We start from the raw sequence: 22,179 nt of genomic DNA, 5'->3' as shown, positions 1-22,179 counted from the left end.
CTTAACTTTGTTTTTATCAGATTATTCTTTTGCCGTTTTACCCTTATCTGAACTAAGAATATTCTTAACCTCAGTGTTATCCGGGTTTAAGATCTGGTTTCAAAGAAAAGAGTCAGCTAAATCGATGATCCATAAGCATTGCTTTGTAGAAGCATCACATTGAATGCCGTGGGATAATAAGTTCAGATATTTTTAAGATAAATTAACGGTGATAATTGTAATTTTTCGTAATAGCACGGTGAAATCTTTTTGAGAGTGGATTATAGTTAAAACAACAGGATTACAATGTATGTGTCAGGTCTGTTAGTCGTGTTCATCCCACAACGGTGCTTGTTAGTCGTCGTTTAAACCACTCAAAAGGGGATGCGTTATGGACGAATACTCGCCAAAAAGACATGATATCGCGCAGCTTCGATTTCTTTGCGAAACCCTGTATCATGACTGCCTTGCAAACCTGGAAGAGAGTAACCACGGGTGGGTGAATGACCCGACGTCGGCTATCAATCTTCAACTTAATGAATTGATCGAACACATAGCCACGTTCGCACTTAATTATAAAATTAAGTACGCTGAGGATAATAAACTGATCGCTCAGCTGGACGAATACCTGGATGACACTTTTATGTTGTTCAGTAGTTATGGCATTAACACGGCCGATTTACAGAAATGGCGCAAATCGGGAAATCGGTTATTCCGATGCTTTGTCAACGCCAGTCGGGAAAATCCGGCAAGTCTTTCTTGCTAGTATTATTACAATCAAAAGGTGAAGTTATGTCTGGTGAACCATTAACCAAAACAGACTATTTGATGCGCTTACGTCGCTGTCAGACAATTGATACACTGGAACGCGTAATTGAAAAAAACAAATATGAACTTTCAGATAACGAACTGGCTGTATTTTACTCAGCGGCCGATCACCGTCTTGCTGAATTGACCATGAATAAGCTCTACGACAAAATCCCGACATCGGTGTGGAAGTTCATTCGCTAATTCATTTCAGCTGTCAGTCAGATGATTAACCGGGCCCTCCCCTGCACTGGATATAATTGTGAGATTACTCGCATAAGTCAGCAAAATGCGCTCATGAAACCGGTTTCTTTTTTATACTATGACGCCTGTCCACCTTAATCAGGAAAGCAGCATGAGTGAAGAGAAACGTAAAATGATCGCCGGTGAACTGTATCGGGCAGGTGATGCCACGCTTCGGGCAGACCGCCTGCGCGCCAGACAATTGCTGCATCGCTACAACCATTCGGCGCCTGACGAGCGCGAATGGCGGAAAATATGCCTGACTGAACTGTTTGGCCAGGCGAGCGATGCTTATATTGAACCCACTTTCCGCTGTGATTATGGTTACAATATTTTCCTCGGCGCCAGTTTCTACGCAAACTTTGATTGCGTAATGCTTGATGTCTGCCCGATTCATATCGGTGATAATTGCATGCTGGCGCCCGGCGTACATATCTATACCGCCACGCATCCATTAGATGCCGCCGAACGCAACAGCGGTAAAGAATACGGCAAACCCGTGACTATCGGCCATAATGTGTGGATTGGCGGCCGGGCGGTCATTAACCCCGGAATAACCATCGGCGATAATGCAGTCATTGCCTCCGGCGCCGTGGTCGTGAAAGATGTTCCGGCCAATGCCGTGGTTGGCGGCAACCCGGCGCAAATCATCAAGATGCTGACAGCGCAAAAAGCGTAACTGTTATGCTTTTCCGCAACTGATCTGTTACTTTCCTGAGAGATTCCTGCAACATAAAATAGCCTTCAGGCTGAGCCTTAGCAGAATTCGGGGACCAAGATGACAGAAATACAGCAGCTGCTGACCAACACGATTGATGAGCTCAATGTGAAAGAGAAGCGCGACAACCGTCCGCGCTTTAGTATCAGTTTTATTCGCAATCATCCGTGGCTGTTCGTTGCAATGTACGCCGCATTCCTGGCGACGTTCGTGGTCATGGTGACATCGGAAACGCTGGCCGATTCGGTTTGGCTACTGGTGGTGCTGTTCGCCCTGTTCAACGGTTTCTTCTTTTTTGACGTCTACCCGCGCTACCGCTACGAAGATATCGATGTCCTGGATTTTCGCGTTTGCTACAACGGGGAGTGGTACAACACGCGATACGTCCCTCAGCAGCTGATCGAACGCATTATGCAGTCGCCTCGCGTAGCCGGCGAGCAGAAAACCCGGCTCCAAAAAATGGTGGCGACGAAAGGTCAACTCTCGTTCTACGATATCTTTAGCCTCACCCGCGTCGATACCGCTCGATAAGACGATTCAACGTCCGCACCGCAGGGCCAAAATGCGAGGCGGACGTATTGCCATACCCCAGCACCAGCCCGCTTCGCGCCCGTTGTGTATCAAGGTAGAACCGGCTTAATGCCGCCGGTGCCTGTTGATACTGCCGCGCCTGCTCAACCACCGCCCCATCGTCTATCCCGTCAATAGCCAACGTCAGGTGCAGTCCCCCCTCGCCACCGAGAAGAGTAAAAGGTTGCGTCAGCTCCGCCGCCAGCACCTCGCGAAGCTGCAGCTGCCGCCGGCGATACAAGCGGCGCATCGCCGCCAGATGACGCGCGTAATGCCCCTCTTCGATAAACAACGCCAGCGCTCGCTGTTCAGCCCGGTGACCGCCACGCAGCAGCGATCCCACGAATCCCTGAGCGGCTTGCGCCAGGGCGGGAGGCATCACCACGAAACCAATGCGCAGCGCCGGAAACAGCGTCTTGCTGAAGGTGCCGATATAAACCACCGGCGCCTGTTTCATCATCCCTGACATGGCCGGAACCGGTTCACCGCTATAGCGAAACTCGCTATCGTAATCATCCTCAACGATCCATGCATCATGCTGGCGGGCATATTCCAGCAGCGCCAGACGCCTGCCTGCGCTCATCACTGCGCCGCAGGGATACTGATGCGACGGTGAGGTAAAAATCAGCCGCGGCGGCGGGTTCTCGTCCATCTCCGGACGCATCCCTTCGCTGTCTACCGGCATCCCTTTTATCCGTAACCCGGCTTTCAGAAATACGCTCTTCGCGCCGGGATATCCCGGCTCCTCAACCCATGCAGTATCACCCGCCACGCTCAGCAAATGGCTACAGAGGTTCACCCCTTCGAGCGCGCCTTCGGTAATCACGATTTGCCGGGCATCGCAGCGGATCCCGCGAGATAACGCCAGATGGCGGACAATCGCCTGCCGCAGCGCGAATTCCCCGGCCGCCTCTCCATAACCCAGCAGCGCGCAACCCTCTTCGCGCAGCACCTTGTCGAGCAACCGCCGCCAGATCGGCAGAGGAAAATAGTTAATCGCCGGCGTGCCGGGAGTAAATGCCAGCGTCGGCGAATCGCGACGGGTGCCGGGAGGTAGCGCGAGCAGCCGCTCCGGCAGCGCAATGGTAAGCGGTAGCCCCTCCCGCTCGGCGGTCAGCGTCGCCACATAGGTCCCCTGACGGCTGCGCTGCAGGTAGCCTTCCATGGTCAGCTGCTCCAGCGCCCCGTTAATCGTATTACGCGACAGATTGAGCCGCGTCGCGATAACCCGCGCCCCCGGCAACCGGCTACCGCCTGCCAGCGCCTCCTGCAAAATCGCCTCGCGCAGCGCGCGATACAGCGTGCGCTGGAGAGTGTCATGACCTCGCCGGGACAAGGTGTGTTCCAGTAGTGTGAAGAAAGCATCATCAGGAATATTCATCGCGGCTCCTCGTGGCACCATAAAAACATACCTTTGTGGCTCTTTTTATGGAACCAGTAAAACTTTAGTCTCACGTTATTCCCGCAGATTTCCGCAGACAAGGAGCCCCCATGCATCACCATAATTCGTTCGGACAACCCGTTGGCCAGGCCCTGCCCGACTGGCAGCCGCGTCCATTTCCGCAACGTCAGATTCTGCAGGGGCGCTACTGCCGCCTCGAGCCGCTGACGCCCGCTCACGCCAGCGCGCTCTTTGCCGCGCATCAACGGGCTCCGGATACCCGGAGCTGGACGTGGTTATTGCGCGAGCCGGACAGCTGCGTTGAGACGTTCAGCGCCTGGATAGCCAGCGTAGAAAAACTCAGCGACCCGCTCCATTTCGCCGTCGTGGATGAACGGACCCGGCAGCCCGTCGGCTCCCTGGCGCTAATGCGTATTGATGCCCAAAACGGCGTGATTGAAGTCGGGCACGTGCACTTCTCACCGCTGCTCAGCCGGACCGCAATGGCGACGGAAGCCCAGTGGTTACTGATGCGCTATGTTTTCGATACCCTCGGCTATCGCCGCTATGAGTGGAAATGTAATAGCCTGAACGAACCTTCGCGCCGGGCGGCGCAACGATTGGGGTTTCGCTTTGAGGGGCGTTTTCGTCAGGCGTTAGTGATAAAGGGCCACAACCGCGATACCGACTGGTTTTCGATAATCGACAGCGAGTGGCCGCTGATTGATAAAGCGATGCAACGATGGCTGGACAGCGAGAACTTTAGCCCCGATGGTCAGCAGCGCGCCACGCTGGAGAGCTTGCGCACGTCGGCTGACTAGCGTCTCTTCTTGCGTCCCTGCACGGCTTTAAAGCGAGGATTGCTTTTGCAGATAACGTACAGCCGCCCTTTGCGTTTCACAATCTGACAGTCCGGGTGGCGCTGTTTCGCACTGCGCAATGAGTTAAGTACCTGCATTATGAGTTCCTTTTAGCATCAATAAAGCCGCCGAAGCGCTGGCGGAAACGTGCAGTGCTGCCTTCGCTGTTGAGGGCTTTCTGCTTACCGGTGTAGTACGGGTGCGATTTGGACGACACATCGAGGGTGACATAGGGATAGGTCTCCCCGTCCAGTTCAATCACGCGCTCGGTCTTGATTGTCGATCCCACTTTAAAATATTCATTCACGCTGGTGTCATGGAACACAACGGTACGGTAATGGGGATGGATATTGTCTTTCATGATAACCTCGACAGATATGTTATAACATAACAACAAGGTTACGCCGCAAAAAGACAAAGATCAACCATGAGAAGCGAAGGGATGAAAAGTCGAGCGGCGCAAACCGCCCGTCAGAGATTAAGGATTCAGTTGATAGGCAAGCGCGCGCAGCTGTTCTGCAATCGCCTGTAGATTTTTCCCCTGCTCCGTTCTTGGCCCGGTAGAGTGACGCACGACCAGCCGGGCAGGCAGGATTGAGGAGGTATGCGACGTTTCGCCATCGCCGCTATCAAGAATGCGGCGTACCGCCTCTTTGCCCTGCAAATCGAGATCCAGCGAGACGGTCGTCAGCGCCGGGTAGAAGAACGAGCTTTCATAGGTATCATCGTAGCCAATCACCGATTTTTCGCCGGGAATCGGCACCTGATGCTGATGAAACGCGCTCAGTACCCCCAGCGCCATCTGGTCATTCCCCACCAGCACCGCCGTAAATTTCGGCGTCTCACGCAACATCTGCAGCGCGCCCGCATAGCCGCTCTGCGCATCCCAGTTACCGCGAATCACCGTCACCGGCAGCAGCCCGTACCCTGCCAGCGTCTCCATCCAGCTCTTCAGGCGTAATGTCGCCGAGACCGAGCTTTCCGGCCCGGCCAGCAGCGCAATCTCCCGATGGCCCATTTCATACAGATATTTGACGCTCGCGCGGGTGCCGTCAGCCGGATTAAACGAAACGTTAAACACGGAGCTGTAGGGATCGACATCGAGAAAGAGACAAACGATATCATCGTTGTCAGCCGCGATTTTCTGGGCCTGTTCGGTCTCCAGAGGCACGTTGATAATGACCTTATCAACCAGCTGAGACTTCAGCTCATTGATGGATTCCTGAATACTTTGATTGACGCTCTCATCAATCATCGAGATTAATACCTGATAACCTTCCACGTTCGCATAGCGTTTTACCGCTGCGGCAACCTGAGAAGGCGCGTGCAACGACAGTGAAATCGTCACCAGACCGACGGTCCGGCTTTGCTTGCCCACCAGCTGCTGCGCCAGGCGGTTAGGGACATACCGCAATAGCTCGATGGATTTCTCCACCTTACGACGCGTGGCCTCGGATACATTGGCAGATTTATTGAGCACCCTGGACACGGTCTGATAGGAGACGCCTGCGTGACGCGCGACATCTTCTAAGGTTGCGCTTTTCGACTTCATGGTCCGGTTCCTTATGTTGTTATCCCTGGATTGTAACAGGGGCTATTTGAAAAAACGCGCCCCGCAACGTTCCCTCACTAAAAAAGACAATAAAAAGTATTACGCTCACAATACATCAAATTGTGAATGGACTCACTTACCGTAACAAATTACGTCATTTTATTTGCACTTAATCACACTATCGCAATCATTAAATTGCCTGTCGTTACATTTAGGCATTTCATGACATCGTTAATGTGAACGTAATACAAAACAATAAGAGGATAGACATGAACACTACGCTGCGCACAGTCTCTGTTGCGTTGGCCGCCGCGCTGATTTCACCATCCGTGCTTGCGGCTTCCGCCTCTGTTCCTGGAATCGATTTTCATGGTTATATGCGTGCCGGAGTTGGGGTCTCCGGGGATGGCAGCCTGGCCGAATGGCAAAAAAACAAAATTGGTCGCCTGGGTAACGAATCCGATACCTATGGCGAACTGGAGCTGGGTTCCGAGGTGTACAAGAAGGACGACGTCAGCTTCTATCTCGATAGCATGGTCAGCATGGTCTCTGACGGTTCTAACGATAACGAAACCACCCGCAATGACGATGCGCAGTTTGGCCTGCGTCAGCTGAACCTGCAGATAAAAGGGCTGATCCCCGGCGATCCGAATGCGGTCATTTGGGGCGGTAAGCGCTACTACCAGCGCCACGATCTGCACATCATCGATACCAAATACTGGAACATCTCCGGTTCCGGCGCCGGGGTCGAAAACTACAGCTTAGGCCCAGGCGCCGTTTCACTTGCCTGGCTCCGCGGTGACGCGAACGACGTTGATTACCGCGTCGATGGCGACAGCAACGTCAATATCAACTATGTCGATCTGCGCTATGCGGGCTGGAAACCGTGGTCCGGCGCCTGGACCGAATTTGGTATCGACTACGCGATGCCTAACACCACCAAAAAACAGGATAGCTACGGCGGGCTGTACGATGCCGAAAACGGCGTGATGCTGACCGGTGAAATCAGCCAGGATATGCTGGGCGGTTACAACAAGCTGGTTCTGCAGTATGCGAATAAAGGGCTGGCGCAGAACATGGTCTCCCAGGGCGGCGGTTGGTACGACATGTGGAACTATGTCAACGATGCCACCGGCTATCGCGTGATCAACACCGGCCTGATTCCGATCACCGACAAATTCTCGATTAACCATGTGTTGACCTGGGGCTCCGCCGACGACATCACCGACTACACCAACAAAACGCGCTTGCTCTCTCTGGTCGCACGCGGACAGTATCAGTTCACCGAGTATGTCCGTTTGATTGGCGAGGTCGGCGGTTTCTACCAGAAAGACAGCTATAAAAACAATACCGACTACAAACAAGCCGGCGAGAAATACACCATTGCGCTGGGTCTGGCCGATGGCCCGGACTTTATGTCACGCCCGGAATTACGTATTTTCGCCTCCTATCTCAATGATTCAGAGAACGGCAAACCGTTTGACGATAGAACCGCCAGCAATACGTGGAACTTCGGTGTCCAGGTCGAAGCCTGGTGGTAAGAGGAATCTGGTTATCTGAACCTGTGTTATCTCCAGTTGTAAGGTCGTAATTACCCTCCGGTAATGATTATTGCCATTGTTTTCTTTGTCTTATTTTTGGGATAACTCAATATTGAGCTATCCCTTTTTATTTATTATTTATGGCTGGTAAAGTGCTCATCTAATAGTTGACGCAGAGCATCAGACTGCTTGCCGAAAATAGCGTGCACCTGTTGCCCGAGAATAATTACACCCAGCGCCCCTTGCTGCTGTAGCGCCTGCGAATCGACGATCGCCAGATTATTCACTGTGACCCGCAAACGCGTAATACAGGCGTCGACATTAACAATATTTCCCTCCCCACCAAATGCCTGAATTAAATCCTGTAGCTGTTGCTTTTCAACATCGCTTAACGGCACCGGTTGGCGAGGCTGAGCGAAATAATGCAAAAAGGATTTTAAACTGACCATCATGCACTCCTGATAATATCAAGGTAAAAAAAGCCTGCTCGCAGGAGCAGGCTCGGATAACGCGGTGATTACGCTTTACGACTGAGAATACGACAGTCCCACGCCGTTAAAGTTAACGGCGCGCTCATGTCCGCGCCGGATAAACTGTCCTGATAGCCCTGCGGCAGGCTGACGCTGTGCTGCTGCGCGCTGTAGTTTTGCAAGAAAACATAGGTCGTTTCGCCATCGGTACGTGCCGTCGCGACCACGCCCGGCGGAAGCTCGCTGTCGAGCGCCCGCGGTAAGGCCAGCTCCCGGCTGATGACCGCGAAGAAATCGCGCTGGAAAGCCAGGTCGTTGCGTGAGGCGACATGCCAGGCCTTCCCCTTGCCGAAATGATTGACGGTAACCGCCGGGCGACCGGCATAGAAATCATCACGATAGGTGGCCAGCGGCCGGGCGCTTTCGGCATGAATCAGCTCGCACAGATGGCGCACCTGATACGGCCCCTGTAATCCGCCTTCATTGCCTGCCAGCCCCTGTACCAGATTGCGCTCGCCGTCATTCAGGCAATCAATCTCCTCCGCCCAAATCCCCAGCAGGTTGCGCAGCGGTCCCGGGAAACCGCCAGAATGGCAAAGGTCGGACTCATTGACGATTCCCGTCCAGTAGGTGGTCACCAGATGTCCCCCGCTGGCGACAAACGCTTCGGCGCGCGCGGCAAAGCCGTCGCGAACCATATACAGCATCGGGGCAATGACCAGCTGGTAGGCGCTCAGATCGCCATCGGCATCGATGATATCGACCGCAATGCCCTGCTCCCAGAATGGCCGATAGTGTTCATTAACGGTATTTTCATACTCCATCCCGAGATTACGCGGGCCCTGCGCATCATCCAGCGCCCAGCGGTTTTGCTGGTCAAAAATAATCGCCACTTTGGCGTCGGTGCGACAGCCAACCACGCCCGGCAGGCGGCTGAGCATCTCTCCCAGCCGGCTGACTTCGCGGCCGACGCGGGTATCCAGGTGCCCGACGTGGTCAATGACCGCGCCGTGGAATTTCTCCACCGAGCCACGGCTCTTACGCCACTGAAAGTACTGAACCGAATCCGCGCCGTGGGCGACCGCCTGCATTGAGGAGAGAATATGCATCCCCGGCTTTTTCAATTTACTGGTCGGCTGCCAGTTGGTGGCGCTCGGCGTTGATTCCATCAGCACGAACGGCTTGCCGCCCTTCAGGCTGCGCATCATGTCATGGTACATCGCGGTATAGCAGGCCAGCGCGGTTTCATCTTTGTCGCGATGCCACATCGGGTAGCTGTCCCAGGAGATAAAGTCCAGCGCCGGCGCCAGCTGCCAGTAGTCGTAATCGTAGAAATACTCCATGAAGTTGGTGGTCACCGGCAGGTCGGCATTCGCTGCCTTCAGCGGAGCAATCTCATGGCGGCAGAAGTCCGTGACCTGCGCCGTATTAAAGCGGCGCCAGTCGAGGTTCAGCCCGTGAATGGACACTTCGCCCTGCGGTGCCGGCGATTCAATCTGCGACCAGTCGCTGTAGGTGTGGCTCCAGAAAGCGCTCCACCAGGCGTGATTAAGGTTTTCCAGCGTTTGATAGCGCGCTTTCAGCCAGTCGCGAAAGCGCGCCTGACAGCGTTCACAATGGCAATCTCCGCCATATTCATTGGAAATATGCCAGCCGAGCACCGCCGGATGCTGCGCATAGCGTTCCGCCAGCAGGCTGTTGATTTTAAAAACCTTCTCACGGTACACCGGTGACGTCATACAGTGGTTATGCCGTCCACCGTGCAGCGCCGGTACCCGGTCGCGCCCCACCCGTAACACCTGCGGATAGGCCTGCGACATCCAGGCCGGGCGCGCGCCGCTTGGCGTAGCCAGAAATACGTGAATGCCGGCGGCATATAGCTTATCCAGAATGCTGTCCAGCCAGCCAAATTCAAATACGCCTTCCTGAGGTTCAAGTTTGGCCCAGCTGAAAATCCCCACCGACATGACGTTGCATTTAGCCTGCTGCATCATGGTAATATCCTGATCGATAATACCGGGATAATTCTCCCACTGTTCCGGGTTATAGTCAGCGCCATGCAATAATGCATTGACCTTCGGACTCAAAGGCGCAAATTTATTCATAATAAACATCCTGAAGTATAAAACTTAACGATTAATTAAAAACTTTCGCTGAAGGTAATACTTTCCCCTGGCAATCAAACAACGCCTGATTTTCCCGGGCATTACCCTGCTTCCATTCATCGTGGATATATTTCATACCCGCTGGCGTGGCCCAGGTATTTCCCGGCACAGCGATCCAGGTCGGTTCCCAATAAAAAATACCTTTCCCGCGCTGGTCAGGAACATCGGCAACGGCCTGCATTAAATCGTGAATATAATTATATTGCCCCTGTACCGTGGCCGGATAACCGCCCTCTTTTTCTTCTTTGGCCTGGAAACTGTTTTCCGCGTTGTCGCAATTTTCCAGGGTATAGGCATAGGCGGCCTCCACGACGATCACCTCTTTGTTATAGCGCTTGCTGATATCATCCATATTCGCTTTCAGCGCGCTAATCGGGCCGTTCCAGTAGGTGTACATCGACAGGCCAATGATGTCGTACGGCACGTTGCGCTTACTGATTTCATCAAACCACCAGCGGAAGGTATCGTTCTTAGTGCCTTCCGCCAGATGAAGCATGATTTTCACCTGCTCGCCATTGCGCAGATTCTCTTTCAGGCCGTCGATGGCCGCATTCAGCAGGCCAGCCAGACGGTCAAATTCGCCGCCGCCCTGACCCCAGCTTTTGCCTTCCGGCCACAGCATGCCGCCATTTATCTCATTGCCAATCTGCACCATATCCGGCAGAACGCCTTCCTGCTTAAAGCGGGCGATGGTGTCACGGGTATAGTCGTGGATAGTCGTTTTCAGCTGCGGATAATCCATGTTTTCCCAGGCTTTCGGCTTGAATTGTTTACCCGGATCGGTCCAGAAATCGCTGTAGTGGAAATCCAGCAGCAGCTTCATACCCTGCGCTTTTGCCCGTTTCGCCAGCGCCAGCGTCGCCGCCAGATCGTTATCACCACCGCCGTAGCCCTGCCCCTGCGCATCTTTCGGGTCGACCCACAGGCGCAGACGAACATAGTTCACGCCGTCGGCCCGCAAAATAGCGAGCGGATCCTGCAGTTGGTTATTGTGGTTATAAAACTTTGCCCCGTGTTTTTCCGCATCCAGCAGCGTGGAGATATCTGCGCCTTTAATAAAATCTGCAGGCAACGCGCGGAATGCGCGCGTTTGCAGCGCCTCGGCGGCCAGAACAGCAGGGGAAAAACTGCATGCCAGACAAACAGCAAGCAAGGCGGGTGTTAATCTTTTCATGGGGTTATCCTTTTGTACTGCCAGAGGTCAGGCCGGAAACAAAGTATTTTTGTAATGCCAGGTAGAGAATCGCGACCGGTACGGCAATCAGCACCGCTCCCGCCGCGTAGGTGGTATAGCTGGCGCCCATTTTTTGCGCGACCAGGTTGTACAGGCCGATCGGCAGCGTGTATTTGTCCGGCGTGCGCAGAATGGTGCTCGACAAAATAAAATCGCCCAGCGGACCGGTGAATGAAAACAGCGCCACCACCGCGAGAATCGGCTTTGACAGCGGCATGATTATCTCGAAGAAAATGCGGAAGCTGCTGGCGCCATCCATTCTTGCCGACTCATCCAGATCTTTGGGGATCGCGTCGAGATAGCCTTTCATCAGCCAGGTATTCATCGGGATCATGCCGCCAACGTAGATCAGCACCAGCGCCAGATGGCTGTTGATCAACCCCAGCAGCTGCGAGAGCACGAAGATTGCAATCAGCGCAGAAAACTGCGGGATCATCTGCAGCAGCAGGAACAACATCAGTCCGTTCTGCCGCCCTTTGAAACGAAAGCGGGAAAAAGCGTAGGCGGTAAAACTGACGCTGATTAAGGTCAGCGCCATGGTCATGAAGCTGATTTTCATCGAGTTCCAGTACCAGGTCAGGTAGTTCACATTGCCGTTGAACAGGTCGGCATAGTGCTGGAATGACAGGTTTTCCGGAATAATCGAGGTGCTGAGCAGGCTGTTTCCGGCATTCAGCGACGCGCCGACGGTCCAGACCAGCGGATAGATAATCACCACCGAGACCAGGATAACAATCAGCCAGGTGAGTGACAGGCGAATCCACTTTTCGCGTTTAATACTGGATGATTTAGCCATGTTGCTTCCCTTACGCCATGTCGTCGTTTTTGAAAGATTTGGTGGCGCGGAACTGCCACAGTGCCAGGCCGACGACAAAGATCGACAGCAGGATAGTAATGGTCGCCGCAATGGCATATTGCGAAGACGACATCGTCAGTTTGTAGATCCACGACACCAGAATATCGGTCCCGCCGGCGTTCGAACCGGCGACCGCTGGCCCGCCGTTGTTGAACAGGTAAATGATGTTGAAGTTGTTAAAGTTGAAGGTGTACTGGGTGATAATGATCGGCGCGATCGAGTACAGCACCAGCGGCAATGTAATGGTCCGCAGGCGGGTAAACGCGCTGGCGCCGTCCATGGTCGCGGCTTCATAAAGATCGTCAGGAATCGCCTGCAGCACGCCGGTGGTCATGGCGAAAACAAACGGAAAGCCCAGCCAGGTCTGCATTATAATCAGCGCGGTTTTCGTCCAGAACGGATCGGTCAGCCACGCCTTCGGGCCAATGCCGAAGAACGACAGAATCGCGTTGTTGATCACCCCAAACGAGTCGTTGAACATCCCCGCAAACACCAGGATAGTGACAAAACCCGGAACCGCCCACGGCAGGATAAAAATGGTGCGAATCATCGGTTTAAAACGCAGATCTTTCTGGTTCACCAGGATGGCCAGCAGCACTCCGACGGTGCATTGCAGGGTCGTCGCCAGCAGCGTCCACACCACCGTCCACTGCAGCACGTCAAAGAAGGTCGTGCGCCAGATAGAGAGCGTGAAAATATTAATAAAGTTTTTAAAACCCACCCAGTCCACCAGCTTCGCCGGCGGCGTGTGGTAGAGGTTGTAGTTAGTAAACGCGATGGCAAAGCCAAAGAGAATCGGGAAGATGACGACGAACACCAGCAGAATAAAACCGGGGCTGATCATCAGATAGGGAAACCCCTGGTTTAACAGCATCTGATACTGTTTGCGCACGCTGTTCAGCGCCATGCCTTCATCGCGCTTTTTGCCGTTAACCCAGGCGTCGCGCAGCGAAAGAGAGTAAATGAGCAGGCCGAAAGCGACGATCAAAACGCTGATGATCCCTTCTGCCAACAGGAAAATAGAGTTATCCCGCGGGACTTCCTCACCCAGGGTGTAGAGCCCCCACAGCCCTTCCTGCAGGAAGTCATAAAAAACCCCCATGAAACTGCTCAGCAGAACCAGGAAGACAAGCCCCTTCAGCCACTGGCGATGATAAAACTGGCCAAAACCCGGCACGACAGCCAGCAGCAGGCCGCACCACGCATGGCGGCCTGCGCCGCGCGACTCGGCAATATTTTCGCTGGGATTGATAATCACACACCACTCCTTCTGAAAACGGGAGGTCCTCCTCCCGTTTCTTTACATCTATGCCCTGATAATCCGGGTAACAGGTCAGCGGCCAACGCGCCTGTCACCTTACAATGACGGACATCGCGATTACTGGTTGCTGGCCTGCATGGCCTCAATCTGCATCTTGATCTGTTTCTCAGCATTATCGAGCGCCGCCTGCGGCGGCTGTTTGCCGGTCAGGCTGAGCTCCAGCGCCGCATTCGCCGGCCCCCACACTTCGCCCATTTCCGGGATCCCCGGCATCGCCGTGGCGCGAGCGGACTGCACCGCCACCGCGCTGGCTTTTTCGTCATTCTTGATAAGCGGATCGTCAATCATTGCTTTCAGCGCCGGGATCTCGCCGGTTGCCACATAGCGCGCCTTCACGTACTGCGGCTGGTTGATAAACGCAATAAACTGCTGCGCCAGCGCTTTGTCTTTACTCCAGGTCGACACCACGTAACCTTTTACGCCAAGGAACGAGCTCATCGGTTTGCCGTCTGGCAGCGTCGGCAGCGGCGCAACGCCGTAGTTAATCCCCGCTGCTTCGTACGGCTGGAACGCCCATGGACCGTTGATCACCGCCGCCGCTTTTTTCTCCGTGAATAGCGAATCGATGGCGTTCAGCCCGTTATCACCGAGGATCCCCGCCGGGAAGACCTTGTCGCTATAGAATTTTTTCAGGAAGGTGACGGCTTCGACCGCGCCGGGCTTATTCAAACCGACGTCCTGCGGGTTAAAACCGCCCTTCTCGTTTTTGCCGAAGATATAGCCGCCCATCGGGCCAATCGCCCCCCAGCTGTAATAGATCTGATCGAACTTCGCCAGCAGGCCATATTTGTTCTGCGCCCGCTGCGCTTTCGAATAGTCGAACCACGCCTGCAGGCTATCCAGCGGTTTGTCGATCAGGTCTTTGTTGTAAATCAGCACCAGGGTTTCCACCGCTTTCGGCACGCCATACAGCACGTTATCCATCCGGAAGGCATTGATTGACGCCGGGGTGAATACCTCCTGCTTCGCCTGATCCAGCGTCAGCGGCGACAGCAGCCCCTGCACTACCGCCCCTCCGAGCTGATCATTGGGGATAACCAGCACATCCGGGCCAATACCGGCCGGGCCATCAAGGCGCAGCTTTTCCAGCTGCTGGGCATAGGGCATCTCCTGCACGTTGACCTTAACGTCATACTGTTTTTCAAAATCGCCGATCGCGGCTTTAATCCCGGCGGATTTTTTGATGTCTTCCCAGACGTTCAGCTGGCCGGCGGCGTGAGCCTGCAGGCTGACAAGCTGCCCGGCAGCCAGAGTCGTGAGGATAAGTGCAGCAAGGATGTTCTTTTTCATTATCAACCTCATGTGAAGGTATAACAATTTATTGGTTCCCATTTGATGACTTCATTTATCACTGAATGTGAATCAACTGATAAATGGCGACTTACAACGCTAAATACAGATTTTCCTTATTTGTTATACGTTACGCTTTGAAGGCGTATAAAACTACATAAAGCTACCAGTTGTGTGATCGTGATTGCAGAAATGAAACATCGATGTAGGGCTCAAAAATACTGGAAGTTATAGTCATCCCATGATTTCAGTGCTGTTGAGCATTGTTCAGCCAGGTTGTTACACGTAGTACAAAAAACCGCTGCAACCCTAATCCCAACGGCAAATAACGCTTACTAACCCCGGGGAATGTTGATGTCCAATATACGACTGAGGAATGTCACCAAACGGTTTGGTACGACCGTGACGCTGCACCAGGTCAATCTTGATATCGAAGACGGTGAATTTGCGGTCTTTGTCGGGCCATCCGGCTGTGGGAAATCGACTCTGCTGCGGATGATTGCCGGGCTTGAGGAGGTCAGTGATGGCGAGGTGCTGATCGGCGATGAGGTGATGAATGATGTGGTGCCCGCCCACCGCGGCGTGGCTATGGTTTTCCAGTCCTATGCGCTCTATCCGCACATGACGGTGGCGGAAAATATGGGCTATGGCCTGAAGGTCAATAAAGTGCCGAAGGACGAAATTCGTCGTCAGGTCGAAATGGTGGCCAAAACGCTGCAGTTGACCCATCTGCTGGACCGCAAACCGAAACAGCTCTCCGGCGGCCAGCGTCAGCGCGTGGCTATCGGCCGCGCAATCGTCCGTAACCCGCGGGTGTTTATGTTTGATGAGCCGCTCTCAAACCTCGATGCGGAGCTGCGCGTCGAGATGCGTCTGCACATCGCCAAACTGCATCATGAGCTGAAAACCACCATGGTGTATGTCACCCACGATCAGGTGGAAGCGATGACCCTGGCCGACAAAATCGTGGTGATGAACTACGGAAAAGTCGAGCAGATGGGGTCGCCGATGGCGCTGTACTACAACCCGGTCAACCGGTTCGTCGCCGGTTTTATCGGCTCGCCGAAAATGAACTTCCTGCCCGCCACGGTCAGCGCCTGGCAACCGGGGCAGCTCACCGTGCAGATGGCGCAGCAACACAGTCTGACGCTGAATATCACAACCTCGCCGCTAAAACCCGGTGATGCGGTGACGCTGGGGATTCGCCCTGAACATCTGTCGACCGATGTGCGCAGCGGTACGGTCGTGGAGTTTCAATGTGAAGTGGTTGAACGCCTGGGGAACAACACCTACCTGTTCGGCCAGTGCTACGGTCATGACAACGTTAAAATTCTGCTGCCTGGCGATGTGCACTTCCGCCCGTGGCAGAAAATCGACGTCGCCTTTGACGACCGCTTCTGTATGGTCTTCGATGAAAACGATCTGCGGATCAGTACCGATATTACGGCGCCGGATGCCCATTAAAAACATCTGGCTGTCATGATGACGCTGTAAGCTGAACCTGGATGCTGATAACGCAAGCTATTGGCATGCCAGCTTTAACCCTCGTTTTAATCCGCACCGCTCAGTGCCTCGACCGCTGCGGATCATCCACTGTTAGCCCGATATCCGCGCCATGTCGTGATTCGGGCATTTTTTAAATAATAATCATTGCCCCCCGTCTGCGACCTTTTCCGCCATCGGATATACTCATCAAATCCCCAATAACATCAGGATATACGCATGACGACCAGCAATCTGGTGAGTCTGGTTACCGGGGTATTGATACTCGCCGTCATCGTGCCGATAGCCTTAAGTATCTGGCTGGCGACTAGTCAGGCAAAAATACTGTTTTATTCCGAACTGGATAACTACTCTTCCCGGGTGCTGATGCGCATCCAGCAGGTGGCAAGCCAGGCAAGAGAAGCGCTGCAGGAAGCCGATGCCCACGGCGCAGCCGCCTGCAGCCCACAGCATTTGCTCGCGATGCGCCGAATCGCCTATACCCATCGCTATGTGCAGGAGGTGCTGTGGCTCCAGGGTTCGGTGCCGCAATGTTCTTCTCTCGAAGATCACCCTACCCCGGTCTCCTTCCCTGTCCCCGATCATGTCACCACCGACGGCTACCGGGCGTGGCTCACGTCGGTCAACGATCTCGGTCTGCAGCGCAAAATGACGGCGCTGGGCAGTGAGCATCATGTCGTAATGATCGATCCTGCCTCATTTATCGATATCATTTCGCCGGGCCAGGAAAATATTCATGCGATTCTGTTTGGCATCGAAGACAAACAGGTGATTACCAGCAGTGAGCCTCTCGACCCGGTGGTGTGGAATCAAATCAATCACCTGGCCGGCCAGACGCTCACCGTCGACAACAGGGTTTATCGCCTCCATCGTATTCCAGAACTAGGGCTGGCTATCGCCACCTGGTCATCCACGCTCCCGTTGCAGGAAAAATTCCGCCATCAGCTGGCGCTGTGGCTGCCCCTCGGCCTGTTTATCAGTCTGCTGACCTCATTTTTGCTCCTGCGACTGCTGCGTACCTTACGCTCGCCGCGCTATGGGATGCTGGATGCGCTGCACTCTGACGCAATTCAGGTCCATTACCAGCCCATCGTCTCACTCAAAGATGGCAAAATCGTCGGCGCCGAAGCGCTGGCGCGCTGGCAGCAGCCCGACGGCAGCTTTTTGTCGCCGGATATTTTTATTCCGCTTGCCGAACAAACCGGGCTCATTACCCAGTTAACCGAAGATATTGTGCGGAAAATTTTCGCCGATCTCGGCCCGTGGCTGCACGCGCATCCGGAACTCCACATTTCAATTAACTTGTCGGTCGACGATCTGCGCTCGCCTTCCCTGCCAGCCCTTCTGGCCGATAGGCTTCGTCAGTGGGAGATCGCGCCGGCGCAAATTACGCTTGAGCTGACGGAGCGCGGTTTCATCGATCCCGAGACCACTCTGCCGGTGATCGCCCGCTATCGCCAGATGGGGCACAGTATTTCAATCGATGATTTCGGGACCGGTTATTCCAGCCTCAGCTACCTGCAAAAACTGGATGTCGATATCCTGAAAATAGACAAATCCTTCGTCGATACCCTCGAATATAAGCCGCTGACGCCGCATATCATCAAAATGGCAAAAGCGCTTCATCTGGCCACCATTGCCGAAGGCGTCGAAACTCAGGAACAGCGCGACTGGCTGTGTCGCCACGATGTGCTCTATGCCCAGGGCTGGCTGTACAGCCCGGCGTTGCCGAAAACGCAGTTTATGCTGTGGGCGGAAAATAACCTGAGAGCGCATTGAGCTACGCTTAAGGTAACTCCATAAAAGGGAGAGTTCCCTGATGCAAAAACATCCCTGGCCTTTACACGATGTGCGCCACTGGCTGGAACCCGGTGCCGTGGTCTTAATCAGCAGTCGCTGGCAGGATCGGAATAATATCATGACCCTTGGCTGGTATACGGTGCTGGAGTTTTCCCCCTCGCTGGTCGGGTGCATGATTTCCGCCGGCAATATCAGTTTCGACATGATCCGCCGCAGCGGGGAGTGCGTTATCAATCTGCCTGATGCCGCCATGGCGGAGACGGTCGCCAGAATCGGTAACTGTGACGGCGACACGGTGGACAAATTCGCTGCCTTCCGGCTTACCGCGGAAGCCAGCGAACGGGTGGCCGCGCCGTCGATTGCCGAGTGCCACGCCAGCTTTGAATGCCGGCTCTTCGACGATGCGCTGGTGGAGCGCTATAACTTCTTTATTTTTGAGGTGGTGGCGGCAAAGGTTAAACCGCAGCCCGTCTGGCCACAGACCCTGCACTACAGCGGCGGCGGTCTGTTTCGTACCGACGGCGACGTGCGCGATTATCGCCATCTGTTTACCAAAGTATCCTGACCACGCCACTGCCGTCCCCTTCAACAGGAAAGGGACGGCGGCAAAGCTTATTCATCCAGTAACGGCAGGAAGCCGCCGAAAATCATTCGTTGACCATCAAACGGCATGCTATCGCCTAACGCCTTCATCCTTGGGTCGGCCATCATGGTGGCATTCGCCGCGTCGCGCACCTCTTTTGACGGATATTCTATCCAGCTGAACACGACCTCTTCGTCGCTCCCGGCTTTCACCGCCATGCGAAAATCGGTGAGCTTACCGTCCGGCACATCATCCGCCCAGCACTCCACCACCCGTAGCGCGCCAAACTCTTTAAACAGCGGTGCGGCCTTTGCTGCCAGCTCGCGATAGGCCTCCTTATTTTTCGCGGGCACGGCAACGACAAAACCATCAACGTACTTCATGAGTCTGATCTCCGAAGTGAACAGCGCGACCGGAAAACCCGGCCGCATCTGTAAGGCTAAGTTTAGCCCTCATCCCTTGTAACGGGATAAAATCAGGAGACCACCTCACCGGTCGCGGTGGCCGTTTTGCGCACCACCGGTTGGCGAAACCAGGGTAAGCACAGCTGAATAAGCGGCCCGATCGTCAGCGCATAAAGCACGGTTCCGACGCCAAAGGTCCCACCCAGCGCCCAGCCGATCGCCAGCACCGATAGCTCAATGACGGTGCGGATCCCGCGCAAAGACCACCCGGTACGGGCATGCAAGCCGGTCATCAGTCCATCGCGCGGCCCGGGGCCAAAACCGGCGCCAATATACATCCCCGTCGCCAGAGCATTGAGCACGATAGCGCCGATCAGCATCAGGCTGCGCCACACCAGCGACTCCATCGGCGGCAGGACCGCCAGCGTCGCGTTTGCCGCCAGCCCCAGTACGATCACATTGCTGACCGTTCCCAGTCCCGGCATTTGACGCATCGGGATCCACAGCAGCAGCACCGCCGCCCCGGTCAGAATGATCACCGTGCCAAAATCGAGGCCAAACTGCTTACCGACGCCGAGATGAAAAACATCCCACGGATCGGCACCCAGATTGGCATGAACAAACAACGCGGTCGACACGCCGTACAGAACAAGACCGATATAGAGCTGCACTAATCGACGTAACATTTTTTACCTCTGGATGATTGCGGACCTCGCCATCATCAGCAAAAATGGATTGATAATTAATGGCCAGTTTTTTAAAAGTGGATCGCTATGGTTTCTCGTCGCTTCGGTACCCAATCGCTGGTACGCCTGCTGGGCCACTGGCAAGAGTCTTCGACCCGAACGCCGCTCTGGCGCCAGCTGGCGGACGCCCTGCGTCTGCTGATTCTCGATGGTCGCCTGACGCTGGAGACGCGGCTCCCGGGCGAACGGGAGCTGGCTGCGGCCCTGAACGTCAGCCGCACCACGATCGCCAGCGCGCTCGGCCAACTGCGTGAAGAGGGTTATCTTTACAGCCGCCAGGGCAGCGGTTCGCGTATCGCGCTGCCGGAACGTGCAGACACGGCGACAAAAGAGGCCCTCCATCCATCATCGGTCAATCTGGCCACCGCCGCCCTGAGCGCCGGACCGGAGATTCACCAGGCCTATCATCAGGCCCTGACGATGCTGCCGCAGCATCTGTCCAATACCGGTTACGACCAGCACGGGTTACCGGTTTTGCGGGAGGCGATAGCCCGCCGCTACTGCGAACGAGGTCTTCCAACCCGCGGCGATGAAGTGATGATTGTAAACGGCGCGCTGAACGCCTTTTCGCTGGTGCTTCGTCTGCTCACCGGGCCTGGCGATCGCGTGGTGATTGATGCGCCGACTTATCCCATGGCGATCAGCGCCATTCAGGGTGCCTCCTGCAGGCCGGTCAGCGTCGCCCTGCCGCAGCATGGCTGGGACTGCGACGGACTGGCGGCAACCATTGCGCAAACCGCACCACGGCTGGCATGGCTGATGCCTGATTTTCACAACCCTACCGGCCGTTGTATGGATAGCGCCACCCGCCAGCGGGTAGCCGATATAGCGGCGCAAACGCGTACGACGCTGGTGGTCGACGAGACAATGGTGGATTTATGGTACAACGCCCCGCCGCCTCCGCCGCTGGCGACCTTCAACGCTGAGGCGCCGGTTATCACGATTGGCTCGGCCGGAAAAAGTTTCTGGGGGGGATTACGTATCGGCTGGATCCGCGCTTCCGCACGCACCATCGCCTCGTTAGTTCAGGCCCGGGATTCACTCGATCTGGGCACGCCGCTTCTCGAACAACTGGCCTGCAGCTGGTTGCTCGAAAATGATCGGGCCTGGCTCCCGGCGCGTAGAGCCATGCTGGCCACACGCCGCGATATGTGCGGCGCGCTCATGACGGAATACTTCCCCCACTGGCGCTTCACATCGCCGGCAGGCGGACTCTCTTTTTGGGTGGAATTACCGGACATGCTGGCGACCATCTTCTCGGCAAGAGCAGAAAGTCTTGGGATCCATATTGGTACCGGAACGCGCTTCGGCCTGGCTGGCGCCTTTGACCGCTATTTGCGTTTACCTTTCACCCTGGACGATGAGCCGTTGCGCAGCGCATTTACCACCCTGCAGCCCGTCTGGGCAGGTCTGGCGCAACAGAATGAAAATACGAGAATGCGTAAAATAATATAATAAAATATCGACGGGCTGGATTCAGCCCGTCAAAAATCATCATCCATGACGCATATGAGATGTTTTTTATAAATTGCGCTTCATGATGTCATTGCTATATGTCAGCCTGATGACATCAATGAAAAATTTCATTAATGCTGGCGGGGGATGGGAAAGCTTTTTAATGAGATAATAAAACCATCTTCATCTTTTTTAATTTTCGCCCCGGTTTCACACCAGTCGGAGGCAATGCGAAAGAACTCATCACTACCGATATTCCAGTTGAGGCGAACATGCTTAACATACCCTGAACGTAACAAATCGCAGGCTTCGCTATAGTTGCTGGCTGTAGAGAGTTGTTGTTTCATTTTTTCTTCTTCAGAATTTTTCTTAATGCTTTGATTTCTTTAGGGGTTAATGGAGAAGCTTCTTCTTCGGTATGCTGACTATCAATATCCTCTTCCGAAACCCCCGCCTCACCTGCTGAATCTGCTATCTGGAAGGCCAGCAGCAGCAGTTTCTCCGTTGCAGTACCCAGATTCTCGTCATTTACTTCCGCATAATGACGCAGCTTTTCTTTTAACTCTGCATCAATTTTTACGTTCAAAACTACTGTAGTCATCGCCATGCTTCCCGTGCAATAAATTTATCATAATTAATACACGAAGTTAACAAACTGATCCAGTCATATATTTTTCAACTGATAGTCAGACAATAAATGC

At 54.4% G+C, this 22,179-nt stretch carries 25 protein-coding genes; 10 read left to right on the top strand and 15 right to left on the bottom strand.

The features are described from left to right. Window positions 1–370: 370 nt before the first annotated feature. The 3 genes from tomB to maa all read left to right on the top strand — a co-directional run bounded on the left by tomB (window position 371) and on the right by maa (window position 1,708). On the top strand, window positions 371–745 hold the full coding sequence (tomB, locus tag CWM52_RS05590; protein ID WP_004858785.1) for an Hha toxicity modulator TomB: 375 nt from the start codon (window positions 371–373) through the stop codon (window positions 743–745). A 26-nt stretch (window positions 746–771) separates the two neighbouring features. Beyond that, the gene (locus tag CWM52_RS05585) at window positions 772–990 is read left to right on the top strand and encodes an HHA domain-containing protein (protein WP_004858783.1); all 219 of its coding nucleotides are present in this window, start codon (window positions 772–774) and stop codon (window positions 988–990) included. 151 nt (window positions 991–1,141) lie between these two features. Beyond that, on the top strand, window positions 1,142–1,708 hold the full coding sequence (gene maa / locus CWM52_RS05580; RefSeq protein WP_100683170.1) for a maltose O-acetyltransferase: 567 nt from the start codon (window positions 1,142–1,144) through the stop codon (window positions 1,706–1,708). Here the strand turns inward: maa and CWM52_RS26685 are convergent. Further along, window positions 1,680–1,814 (bottom strand): hypothetical protein, encoded by a 135-nt coding sequence (locus tag CWM52_RS26685; RefSeq protein WP_224742582.1) that lies wholly within the window; start codon window positions 1,812–1,814, stop codon window positions 1,680–1,682. The genes maa and CWM52_RS26685 overlap by 29 nt on opposite strands. Between CWM52_RS26685 and CWM52_RS05575 the strand changes: the two genes are divergently transcribed. Further along, window positions 1,808–2,278 carry a YlaC family protein gene (locus CWM52_RS05575; protein ID WP_100683169.1) on the top strand — a complete coding sequence of 157 codons (471 nt, stop codon included), beginning with the start codon at window positions 1,808–1,810 and terminating at the stop codon, window positions 2,276–2,278. The two genes, CWM52_RS26685 and CWM52_RS05575, sit on opposite strands and share 7 nt — an antisense overlap. On the opposite strand, the gene CWM52_RS05570 is transcribed toward CWM52_RS05575, so the two are convergent. Beyond that, a complete protein-coding gene (locus tag CWM52_RS05570; protein WP_100683168.1) occupies window positions 2,253–3,698 on the bottom strand; it encodes a PLP-dependent aminotransferase family protein in 1,446 nt (481 codons plus the stop codon). The two genes, CWM52_RS05575 and CWM52_RS05570, sit on opposite strands and share 26 nt — an antisense overlap. A gap of 110 nt (window positions 3,699–3,808) precedes the next feature. Between CWM52_RS05570 and CWM52_RS05565 the strand changes: the two genes are divergently transcribed. After that, window positions 3,809–4,519, top strand: a complete 711-nt coding sequence (locus CWM52_RS05565) for a GNAT family N-acetyltransferase (protein WP_100683167.1) — start codon at window positions 3,809–3,811, stop codon at window positions 4,517–4,519. Here the strand turns inward: CWM52_RS05565 and ykgO are convergent. The 3 genes from ykgO to CWM52_RS05550 all read right to left on the bottom strand — a co-directional run bounded on the left by ykgO (window position 4,516) and on the right by CWM52_RS05550 (window position 6,110). Further along, window positions 4,516–4,656 (bottom strand): type B 50S ribosomal protein L36, encoded by a 141-nt coding sequence (ykgO, locus tag CWM52_RS05560; protein ID WP_003859006.1) that lies wholly within the window; start codon window positions 4,654–4,656, stop codon window positions 4,516–4,518. The genes CWM52_RS05565 and ykgO overlap by 4 nt on opposite strands. After that, window positions 4,656–4,919 (bottom strand): type B 50S ribosomal protein L31, encoded by a 264-nt coding sequence (locus CWM52_RS05555; RefSeq protein ID WP_100683166.1) that lies wholly within the window; start codon window positions 4,917–4,919, stop codon window positions 4,656–4,658. Before CWM52_RS05555 ends, ykgO begins: the two co-directional genes overlap by 1 nt. 117 nt (window positions 4,920–5,036) lie before the next feature. Beyond that, entirely contained in the window at window positions 5,037–6,110 is a 1,074-nt protein-coding gene (locus CWM52_RS05550; protein ID WP_100683165.1) for a LacI family DNA-binding transcriptional regulator, read from the bottom strand. A gap of 269 nt (window positions 6,111–6,379) precedes the next feature. Between CWM52_RS05550 and CWM52_RS05545 the strand changes: the two genes are divergently transcribed. After that, window positions 6,380–7,651, top strand: a complete 1,272-nt coding sequence (locus CWM52_RS05545; protein ID WP_100683164.1) for a maltoporin — start codon at window positions 6,380–6,382, stop codon at window positions 7,649–7,651. A 134-nt stretch (window positions 7,652–7,785) separates the two neighbouring features. Here the strand turns inward: CWM52_RS05545 and CWM52_RS05540 are convergent, their stop codons facing one another. The 6 genes from CWM52_RS05540 to CWM52_RS05515 all read right to left on the bottom strand — a co-directional run bounded on the left by CWM52_RS05540 (window position 7,786) and on the right by CWM52_RS05515 (window position 14,987). Continuing rightward, window positions 7,786–8,100, bottom strand: a complete 315-nt coding sequence (locus CWM52_RS05540; protein WP_100683163.1) for a glucose PTS transporter subunit EIIB — start codon at window positions 8,098–8,100, stop codon at window positions 7,786–7,788. Between the two features lie 68 nt (window positions 8,101–8,168). Further along, window positions 8,169–10,226 carry a beta-galactosidase gene (locus CWM52_RS05535; RefSeq protein ID WP_100683162.1) on the bottom strand — a complete coding sequence of 686 codons (2,058 nt, stop codon included), beginning with the start codon at window positions 10,224–10,226 and terminating at the stop codon, window positions 8,169–8,171. A gap of 31 nt (window positions 10,227–10,257) precedes the next feature. After that, entirely contained in the window at window positions 10,258–11,460 is a 1,203-nt protein-coding gene (locus tag CWM52_RS05530) for a glycoside hydrolase family 53 protein (protein WP_100683161.1), read from the bottom strand. A gap of 4 nt (window positions 11,461–11,464) precedes the next feature. Further along, on the bottom strand, window positions 11,465–12,316 hold the full coding sequence (locus CWM52_RS05525) for a sugar ABC transporter permease (RefSeq protein ID WP_100683160.1): 852 nt from the start codon (window positions 12,314–12,316) through the stop codon (window positions 11,465–11,467). 10 nt (window positions 12,317–12,326) lie between these two features. Beyond that, window positions 12,327–13,634: a carbohydrate ABC transporter permease gene (locus tag CWM52_RS05520; protein ID WP_100683159.1), complete on the bottom strand. Its 1,308-nt coding sequence runs from the start codon at window positions 13,632–13,634 to the stop codon at window positions 12,327–12,329. A 120-nt stretch (window positions 13,635–13,754) separates the two neighbouring features. Continuing rightward, window positions 13,755–14,987, bottom strand: coding sequence for a maltodextrin ABC transporter substrate-binding protein (locus CWM52_RS05515; RefSeq protein WP_100683158.1), 1,233 nt, complete (start codon window positions 14,985–14,987; stop codon window positions 13,755–13,757). A gap of 354 nt (window positions 14,988–15,341) precedes the next feature. Between CWM52_RS05515 and CWM52_RS05510 the strand changes: the two genes are divergently transcribed. From CWM52_RS05510 to CWM52_RS05500, 3 genes are all read left to right on the top strand, one after another. Next, window positions 15,342–16,451 (top strand): ABC transporter ATP-binding protein, encoded by a 1,110-nt coding sequence (locus tag CWM52_RS05510; protein ID WP_100683157.1) that lies wholly within the window; start codon window positions 15,342–15,344, stop codon window positions 16,449–16,451. A 258-nt stretch (window positions 16,452–16,709) separates the two neighbouring features. Then, complete coding sequence (locus CWM52_RS05505; RefSeq protein WP_100683156.1) at window positions 16,710–18,269, top strand: EAL domain-containing protein; 1,560 nt, start codon at window positions 16,710–16,712, stop codon at window positions 18,267–18,269. Between the two features lie 40 nt (window positions 18,270–18,309). Further along, window positions 18,310–18,855, top strand: coding sequence for a flavin reductase family protein (locus CWM52_RS05500; protein WP_100683155.1), 546 nt, complete (start codon window positions 18,310–18,312; stop codon window positions 18,853–18,855). A gap of 47 nt (window positions 18,856–18,902) precedes the next feature. Here CWM52_RS05500 and CWM52_RS05495 read toward each other — a convergent pair whose 3' ends face one another. Beyond that, window positions 18,903–19,256 carry a DUF1428 domain-containing protein gene (locus tag CWM52_RS05495; RefSeq protein ID WP_100683210.1) on the bottom strand — a complete coding sequence of 118 codons (354 nt, stop codon included), beginning with the start codon at window positions 19,254–19,256 and terminating at the stop codon, window positions 18,903–18,905. Between the two features lie 92 nt (window positions 19,257–19,348). Next, window positions 19,349–19,963, bottom strand: a complete 615-nt coding sequence (locus tag CWM52_RS05490; RefSeq protein ID WP_100683154.1) for a YczE/YyaS/YitT family protein — start codon at window positions 19,961–19,963, stop codon at window positions 19,349–19,351. A gap of 87 nt (window positions 19,964–20,050) precedes the next feature. Here CWM52_RS05490 and CWM52_RS05485 point away from each other — a divergent pair, with 87 nt between their 5' ends. Beyond that, complete coding sequence (locus CWM52_RS05485; protein ID WP_100683153.1) at window positions 20,051–21,478, top strand: PLP-dependent aminotransferase family protein; 1,428 nt, start codon at window positions 20,051–20,053, stop codon at window positions 21,476–21,478. 131 nt (window positions 21,479–21,609) lie between these two features. On the opposite strand, the gene CWM52_RS05480 is transcribed toward CWM52_RS05485, so the two are convergent. After that, window positions 21,610–21,825 carry a hypothetical protein gene (locus CWM52_RS05480; RefSeq protein ID WP_100683152.1) on the bottom strand — a complete coding sequence of 72 codons (216 nt, stop codon included), beginning with the start codon at window positions 21,823–21,825 and terminating at the stop codon, window positions 21,610–21,612. Beyond that, window positions 21,822–22,079 (bottom strand): hypothetical protein, encoded by a 258-nt coding sequence (locus CWM52_RS05475; protein ID WP_100683151.1) that lies wholly within the window; start codon window positions 22,077–22,079, stop codon window positions 21,822–21,824. The genes CWM52_RS05480 and CWM52_RS05475 overlap by 4 nt, the downstream gene beginning before the upstream one ends. Window positions 22,080–22,179: the final 100 nt, after the last annotated feature.

The sequence above is a fragment of the Raoultella sp. T31 genome (genome assembly GCF_002806725.1).
GTDB lineage: Bacteria > Pseudomonadota > Gammaproteobacteria > Enterobacterales > Enterobacteriaceae > Klebsiella > Klebsiella electrica.
Note: the sequence above shows the minus strand (reverse complement) of the source record. Positions and strands in the feature narration are given on the sequence as shown.

Bases quoted from the DNA above. Each gene is read 5' to 3' on its own strand.
- CWM52_RS05480 (WP_100683152.1), bottom strand. From the start codon at position 21,825: ATGAAACAACAACTCTCTACAGCCAGCAACTATAGCGAAGCCTGCGAT.
- CWM52_RS05565 (WP_100683167.1), top strand. From the start codon at position 3,809: ATGCATCACCATAATTCGTTCGGACAACCCGTTGGCCAGGCCCTGCCC.
- CWM52_RS05495 (WP_100683210.1), bottom strand. From the start codon at position 19,256: ATGAAGTACGTTGATGGTTTTGTCGTTGCCGTGCCCGCGAAAAATAAG.
- CWM52_RS05575 (WP_100683169.1), top strand. From the start codon at position 1,808: ATGACAGAAATACAGCAGCTGCTGACCAACACGATTGATGAGCTCAAT.
- CWM52_RS05585 (WP_004858783.1), top strand. From the start codon at position 772: ATGTCTGGTGAACCATTAACCAAAACAGACTATTTGATGCGCTTACGT.
- CWM52_RS05475 (WP_100683151.1), bottom strand. From the start codon at position 22,079: ATGACTACAGTAGTTTTGAACGTAAAAATTGATGCAGAGTTAAAAGAA.
- tomB (WP_004858785.1), top strand. From the start codon at position 371: ATGGACGAATACTCGCCAAAAAGACATGATATCGCGCAGCTTCGATTT.
- ykgO (WP_003859006.1), bottom strand. From the start codon at position 4,656: ATGCAGGTACTTAACTCATTGCGCAGTGCGAAACAGCGCCACCCGGAC.
- CWM52_RS05485 (WP_100683153.1), top strand. From the start codon at position 20,051: ATGGTTTCTCGTCGCTTCGGTACCCAATCGCTGGTACGCCTGCTGGGC.
- CWM52_RS05510 (WP_100683157.1), top strand. From the start codon at position 15,342: ATGTCCAATATACGACTGAGGAATGTCACCAAACGGTTTGGTACGACC.
- CWM52_RS05530 (WP_100683161.1), bottom strand. From the start codon at position 11,460: ATGAAAAGATTAACACCCGCCTTGCTTGCTGTTTGTCTGGCATGCAGT.
- CWM52_RS05525 (WP_100683160.1), bottom strand. From the start codon at position 12,316: ATGGCTAAATCATCCAGTATTAAACGCGAAAAGTGGATTCGCCTGTCA.
- CWM52_RS05545 (WP_100683164.1), top strand. From the start codon at position 6,380: ATGAACACTACGCTGCGCACAGTCTCTGTTGCGTTGGCCGCCGCGCTG.
- maa (WP_100683170.1), top strand. From the start codon at position 1,142: ATGAGTGAAGAGAAACGTAAAATGATCGCCGGTGAACTGTATCGGGCA.
- CWM52_RS05555 (WP_100683166.1), bottom strand. From the start codon at position 4,919: ATGAAAGACAATATCCATCCCCATTACCGTACCGTTGTGTTCCATGAC.
- CWM52_RS05535 (WP_100683162.1), bottom strand. From the start codon at position 10,226: ATGAATAAATTTGCGCCTTTGAGTCCGAAGGTCAATGCATTATTGCAT.
- CWM52_RS05500 (WP_100683155.1), top strand. From the start codon at position 18,310: ATGCAAAAACATCCCTGGCCTTTACACGATGTGCGCCACTGGCTGGAA.
- CWM52_RS05505 (WP_100683156.1), top strand. From the start codon at position 16,710: ATGACGACCAGCAATCTGGTGAGTCTGGTTACCGGGGTATTGATACTC.
- CWM52_RS05540 (WP_100683163.1), bottom strand. From the start codon at position 8,100: ATGGTCAGTTTAAAATCCTTTTTGCATTATTTCGCTCAGCCTCGCCAA.
- CWM52_RS05490 (WP_100683154.1), bottom strand. From the start codon at position 19,963: ATGTTACGTCGATTAGTGCAGCTCTATATCGGTCTTGTTCTGTACGGC.
- CWM52_RS05515 (WP_100683158.1), bottom strand. From the start codon at position 14,987: ATGAAAAAGAACATCCTTGCTGCACTTATCCTCACGACTCTGGCTGCC.
- CWM52_RS05550 (WP_100683165.1), bottom strand. From the start codon at position 6,110: ATGAAGTCGAAAAGCGCAACCTTAGAAGATGTCGCGCGTCACGCAGGC.
- CWM52_RS05570 (WP_100683168.1), bottom strand. From the start codon at position 3,698: ATGAATATTCCTGATGATGCTTTCTTCACACTACTGGAACACACCTTG.